The organism is Planctomycetota bacterium, assembly GCA_026387035.1.
GTDB lineage: Bacteria > Planctomycetota > Phycisphaerae > FEN-1346 > FEN-1346 > JAPLMM01.
In genome coordinates this window covers 1-5,315 of the sequence record JAPLMM010000170.1, presented here as the reverse complement: position 1 = coordinate 5,315, position 5,315 = coordinate 1, and the positions used below count along the sequence as shown (strand labels likewise).

6 protein-coding genes and 1 pseudogene are annotated in these 5,315 nt (G+C 64.9%); 6 read left to right on the top strand and 1 reads right to left on the bottom strand.

The window, feature by feature from the left end; all coding sequences use genetic code 11:
* The 6 genes and pseudogenes from NTX40_05920 to NTX40_05895 all read left to right on the top strand — a co-directional run.
* A partial coding sequence (locus NTX40_05920) for a 4Fe-4S dicluster domain-containing protein (GenBank protein ID MCX5648619.1) occupies positions 1 to 385 on the top strand: 385 nt, incomplete at its 5' end.
* 176 nt (positions 386 to 561) lie between these two features.
* Positions 562 to 1,339, top strand: a pseudogene (locus tag NTX40_05915) (RnfABCDGE type electron transport complex subunit D).
* Positions 1,329 to 1,916, top strand: a complete 588-nt coding sequence (locus tag NTX40_05910; protein ID MCX5648618.1) for an FMN-binding protein — start codon at positions 1,329 to 1,331, stop codon at positions 1,914 to 1,916. Before NTX40_05915 ends, NTX40_05910 begins: the two are co-directional and overlap by 11 nt.
* 22 nt (positions 1,917 to 1,938) lie before the next feature.
* A complete protein-coding gene (gene rsxE, locus NTX40_05905) occupies positions 1,939 to 2,571 on the top strand; it encodes an electron transport complex subunit RsxE (protein MCX5648617.1) in 633 nt (210 codons plus the stop codon).
* Positions 2,568 to 3,158, top strand: a complete 591-nt coding sequence (locus NTX40_05900; protein MCX5648616.1) for an NADH:ubiquinone reductase (Na(+)-transporting) subunit E — start codon at positions 2,568 to 2,570, stop codon at positions 3,156 to 3,158. The genes rsxE and NTX40_05900 overlap by 4 nt, the downstream gene beginning before the upstream one ends.
* Positions 3,159 to 3,167: 9 nt before the next feature.
* Complete coding sequence (locus NTX40_05895) at positions 3,168 to 4,304, top strand: FAD-binding oxidoreductase (GenBank protein MCX5648615.1); 1,137 nt, start codon at positions 3,168 to 3,170, stop codon at positions 4,302 to 4,304.
* A 660-nt stretch (positions 4,305 to 4,964) separates the two neighbouring features.
* On the opposite strand, the gene NTX40_05890 is transcribed toward NTX40_05895, so the two are convergent.
* A partial coding sequence (locus tag NTX40_05890; GenBank protein ID MCX5648614.1) for a hypothetical protein occupies positions 4,965 to 5,315 on the bottom strand: 351 nt, incomplete at its 5' end.

The following is a 5,315-nucleotide window of genomic DNA, read 5'->3' as shown; positions in this document are numbered from 1 at the left end:
GCGGCGGGAACCCTTCGGTTGGCTGCGGCCGGGATGGAACCGGGCGTCGTACAGCCGGTGTTACCTGAGCGCGCTTCACCGCCCGCAGCCGGAGCGCCTGACGACGGCGATGCGGGGCGAGAAGCGGGCGTGCATTGCGTGCGGCCAGTGCGAGACGGTCTGCCCGGCCCGCATCATGCCGCACGTCATCCACAAGGCCCTGTACGCGGACGCAATAGACGATGCGGAGCGTCTCGGCGTGGACCTGTGCGTCGGGTGCGGGTTGTGCTCGTACGTATGCCCCTCGAAGATTGAACTGAGGCACGAGATGCTCGAGGCGCAACAGAGGATTCGCGAGGAGCGCGAGCACGCCGAAGCAGCCAAGGCCGAGGAGGTCAAGGGATGAGGCTCCTTGAGGACCTCTTCGACCGGCTGCGTCCGAGATTCGAGCAAGGGCCGCTCAGCCGTGCCAGGCCGCTTTTCGACGCGATCAACAACTTCTTTCTGGCGCCGAAGTCGTCGGCGCCCTGCGCGCCGCACGTGCGGGACCCGATCGACCTGAAGCGGTACATGACGATGGTCATCCTGGCGCTCGTGCCGACGCTCGCGGCGGGGGTGTACCTGTTCGGCCTGCGGGTCCTGGCGGTAGTGCTGGTTTCGTACGCCGTGGGCGGGATGATCGAGGTGGTGATTGCGTGCATCCGCAAGGAGGAGATCAACGAGGGGTTTTTCGTGACGGGGATGATTTGCGCTCGTCGGCCGGTGCATCCTCGTGCTGGCGTACCCGAGCCGGCTGAACGCGTTCATCGAACCGGCGAGCGGGTGGCCCGGCCGGCTCGCGACGTACCACGTGGACGCCATCAGCAGCGCGACACCGCTGGCGGCGGCGAAAAAGGGCGCCCTGGAACCGATCGCAAACCTTTTCTGGGGGAACGTCTCGGGCTCGATCGGCGAGACGTCGGCCGCGCTCATTATCGCGGGCGGGCTATTCCTCGTGCTAGTCGGCGTGGTCAACTGGCGGACGATCGCGAGCGTGCTGGGCTCGTTTGCCCTGCTGGGCCTCGCGCTCGGCGGCCTCTTCCCGTCGCACTTCAGCGGCGCGGTAGGCTGGCACCTGCTGGCCGGCGGCCTCCTCTTCGGGACGGTGTTCATGGCGACGGACCCGGTGACAGGCCCGATGACGAACGGCGGGAAGGTGGCCTACGGCATCCTGATCGGGGCGATTGTGCTTCTCATCCGCAACCTGACGGGGTACGTGGAAGGCGTCACCTTTGCGATCCTGCTGGGGAACATCGTGGCCCCGACGATCGACGAGGTCGTCGTGCGGCGGCGGGTTCGGAGGTTGGCGCATGAAAGGTAGCCTGTACAGCCTGGTTTTCGCGGCCCTGTTGGGCGCTGTGTGCGCGGGCTTGTTAACGGCGGCGAGGGAACTGACGGCCGCGCGGCGGGAGGCCAACGCCCAAGCCGAACGCATCCGCCACGTTCTCGACGCGCTCGGCGTAACATACGAGGCCGGCGCGGGGCCCGAGCAACTCGTTCAGGTCTTCGAAAAAGACGTTCGAACCGAGAAGCGCGGCGGCCTGGTGTTCTACGAATACGTCGGCAGCGACGGTGCGGTCCGGGCCGTGGCGACCCTCTTCGGGGGGCGGGGCCTCTGGGGGCCGATCAAGGGGATCCTCGCCCTCGAGTCGGACCGGCGGACGGTTCGGCGCATCACGATCTACGAGCAGGAGGAGACACCGGGCCTCGGCGGCGAGATTGCAACGCGCGGATTCACGCAGCAGTTCGACGGCCAACGGATCGTGTCGCCAGCGGGCGAAGCGGGCCTCCAGGTCCAGGCCATCACGGGCGCCTCGATGACGAGCCAGCGCGTGAAAGACATGTTGAACCAGGTGGCCCGCCAGATCGTGGAGCCGGAGGCGGCGAATGGGCGCTAGCGCACCGAACAGGGCGGGCGGAATGCCGGGCGCCGGCGGGCGACCGATCCTGGCGTTCCGCGCGGGCATCTGGAACGACAACCCCATTGCCGTCCAGATCCTGGGGGTCTGCTCGGCCCTGGCGATCACGACGCGGCTGGAGAACGCGCTGGTGATGGGGGCGTCGGTCGTTTTCGTCGTCATGATGTCGAGCCTGATCCTTTCGCTCCTCAGGAAAGCGATCCCGCGACGCATCCGCATGATCGCCGAGGTCGCCATCATCGCCACCTTCGTCATCATCGTCGACCAGTTCCTCCGGGCCTATTACTGGGACATGTCGAAGCGGCTCGGCCCCTACGTCGGCCTCATCATCACCAACTGCATCCTCATGGGCCGGGCCGAGGCGTTCGCCCTGCACAACCGGCCGGGCATCTCGGTCGTGGACGCGGCGGCCAACGGCCTGGGGTACACCTTCATCCTGGCGATCATCGGCCTGGTGCGGGAACTTGGCGGAACGGGAACCATCGTCTTCGGCGAGCGGGTCCTCCTCGAGATCCCCAACTACCCGATGAACCTGGTCCTGCGGGGGGCGCCGGGAGCCTTCATCGCCCTGGGGTTCCTCGTGGCGCTCCTCTACGCGCTCGGCCTGCGCAAGGAGCGGGAGGCCCGGACATGAACGACACCAGCGCCCTCGTGATTTTCGTCGCCGCCGTCTTCACCAACAACATCCTCCTGACGTACTTCCTCGGGATGTGCTCGTTCCTGGCCTGCTCACGCGAGTTCCCGACGGCCGTCGGCCTCGGCGTCGCCGTCACCTTCGTCATGACCGCGACGACCGTCATCAACTACCTCGTGTACCAGTACGTCCTCGTGCCGTACGACCTCGGGCACCTTCAGTTCGTGGTCTTCATCGCGGTGATCGCGGCGTTCGTCCAACTGGTGGAGATGTTCCTGGAACGGTTCAGCCCGCGCCTCTACTACGCCCTGGGCATTTTCCTCCCCCTCATCACCGTCAACTGCGCGATCCTCGGCGCGGCGCTATTCATGGTCAACTTCGGTTACACGTTTTTCCAGGCGGTCGGCTTCGGCGCCGGCGCCGGCGTCGGGTGGGCCCTGGCGATCGTCCTGATGGCCGGCCTGAGGCAGAAGATGCGCTACGCCAACATCCCCGCCCCGTTCCAGGGCGTCGCCGTCACGATGATCGTCACAGGCGTCATGGCCCTCGCGTTCATGGGCTTCGCGGGCATGGTCTCGATCCAGTAGGGCGGAACGATGATTTACCTGGTCTCGATCGCGATGTTCGTCGGGCTCCTCGCGGCCCTCGCGCTGTTTCTGATCGCGGCCGAGCGGTTCCTCCTGGACTACGGCATCTGCAAGGTCAGCGTCAACGCCGGCGAACGCGTCCTCGAAGTCGAGGGCGGGCAGTCGCTCCTCGAGGCCCTGGGCAGCCAGGAAATCTACGTTCCGAGCGCGTGCGGCGGCCAGGGGACCTGCGGATACTGCAAAGTAACGGTCCTCGCGGGCGGCGGACCGGTCCTCCCGACCGAACTGCCATACCTGGCGCGCAAGGACATCCGCGCCGGCCTGCGTCTGGCCTGCCAGGTCAAGGTCCGCCAGGACCTGGACCTTCGGATCCCCGAAGAGATTCTGAACGTGCGGCTCTACTCGGCGACGGTCGAGAGCACGCGCGACCTGACGTACGACACCAAGGAGATCCGCCTGCGGCTCGTGGAACCAGCCGAGATCGCGCACCGCGCGGGGCAGTACGTGCAGATTCAGGCCCCGTCGCCGGCCGGACCCGTCTGGCGGGCCTATTCCATCAGTTCACCCGTTCACGAGCCGAACGTCGTGGAACTCGTCGTCCGCCTCGTGCCAGGCGGCATCGCCTCCACCTACCTCCACAACCTTAAGGCGGGCGACCCGGTCACCTTCACCGGCCCGTTCGGCGAGTTCCGCCTCAGCGAAGAGCCCGAAACGGAAGTCGTCTGCGTCGCGGGCGGCTGCGGGTTGGCCCCCATCAAGAACATCGTCGAGTCGATGCTCGCCCGCTGGCCCGACCGCCCCGCCTGGCTCTTCTTCGGCTGCCGGACCACCCGCGACGTCTTCTACTACGAAAAGTTCAAGCGTCTCGCGGCTGACCATCCCAGCCTGCGGGTCGTCTATGCCCTCTCCGACGAACTCGAACCCGGCGAGAAATGGGACGGCGAAACAGGCTTCATCCACCTCTCCGTGGACCGGTTCCTCCAACCGGGCGTCAAGCGCCAGGCGTTCCTCTGCGGCCCGCCGGTCATGGTCGAGGCCGTCCAACGCGTCCTCGAGGACAAGGGCCTCACGCCCAAAGACATCTTCTTCGACGACTTCAGCACCGCCTTGCCGCAAGGCGCCGCCCAGGCCGCCTCGACCGTCTGACCGATTTTCACTACCGCGACCTCGCCGCCAACCATGAAATCCCCGCCGCCGAACTTCGACTTACGCGAGGCAGGAATTGTGGATAACTTTTTGGAGCCAGTTTGGCGGGGTATTTTTGGGCGATTTTTGGGAACCCACCGGCCCTGGCGCTAGCGCCGGGGGGGATTTTTCTCCCAAACACCCCCGAATGTTAAGATGGGCTAGCGCGGATTTAGTGCCTTTTTCGACTTTTTGCGCGTTTTTGGTGCGGTTTTTACCGGTTTTTGTGCCCAATTTCGCACTCTTTCCATCCATGTCATGTGCATACCTTTATGTTAGTAACTTTTTTCCCGCGTCTTTGGCGTGGGATTTGCATGGAGGGGTAACGGAGTGACGAAGTAACGTAGTAACGCAGTAACGGCGGACCCGCCGTGGTCCCGGCCCAAACGGGGCAGGCGCGCCGGGACTATGCCGTGGCAGGCAGGGGGGAAAAGCAGGATCGGGGGGCCGGAAATGCCTGTCCCCGGAAATCGGAAAAACGAAATCAGTATTGGGTTCCCCGAATTCATCTCTTGAGTCAAGCCAATTAAGTTCTATGTCACCGGAACTCCCCCGGAACCGCGCAGCCCGCTTGGCCGCGCACGTCGTTAGGACAGAGTGTTATTCCACTCCGCTACCCGTTTATTGGTCGGCTGCCGGCTTATTGCCCTGCTTCGCCAACGTGCGCCGTATGGATTGCGCTATGCCCTTGCGTGACGACCAAGGCAACTCTCTTGGAAGAACATCGGCGTACGAGAGCGCCTGGTGCAGGTTCCCTATTTGTACGTAATAAAGTGTGAGGTACACCAAGGCCTCCTCACCGAGGCGAGTTTGCCGGGTCGCCGGACGCCCCACCAGTTCCTCGGCAAGCAGTCTGTATGCCTCTCGTTCCGCCCTTTCTCGTTCGGGGATATCCTCCCTGGGCCGGTCCTCACCCATCCGCTCCTTCAGATAGTGCTTCATCCTCATCCACACCAGATACCTGTGGTAGGG

Coding starts and splice junctions, on each gene's coding strand:
- NTX40_05895 (MCX5648615.1), top strand. CDS start 3,168: ATGATTTACCTGGTCTCGATCGCGATGTTCGTCGGGCTCCTCGCGGCC.
- NTX40_05910 (MCX5648618.1), top strand. CDS start 1,329: ATGAAAGGTAGCCTGTACAGCCTGGTTTTCGCGGCCCTGTTGGGCGCT.
- NTX40_05900 (MCX5648616.1), top strand. CDS start 2,568: ATGAACGACACCAGCGCCCTCGTGATTTTCGTCGCCGCCGTCTTCACC.
- rsxE (MCX5648617.1), top strand. CDS start 1,939: ATGCCGGGCGCCGGCGGGCGACCGATCCTGGCGTTCCGCGCGGGCATC.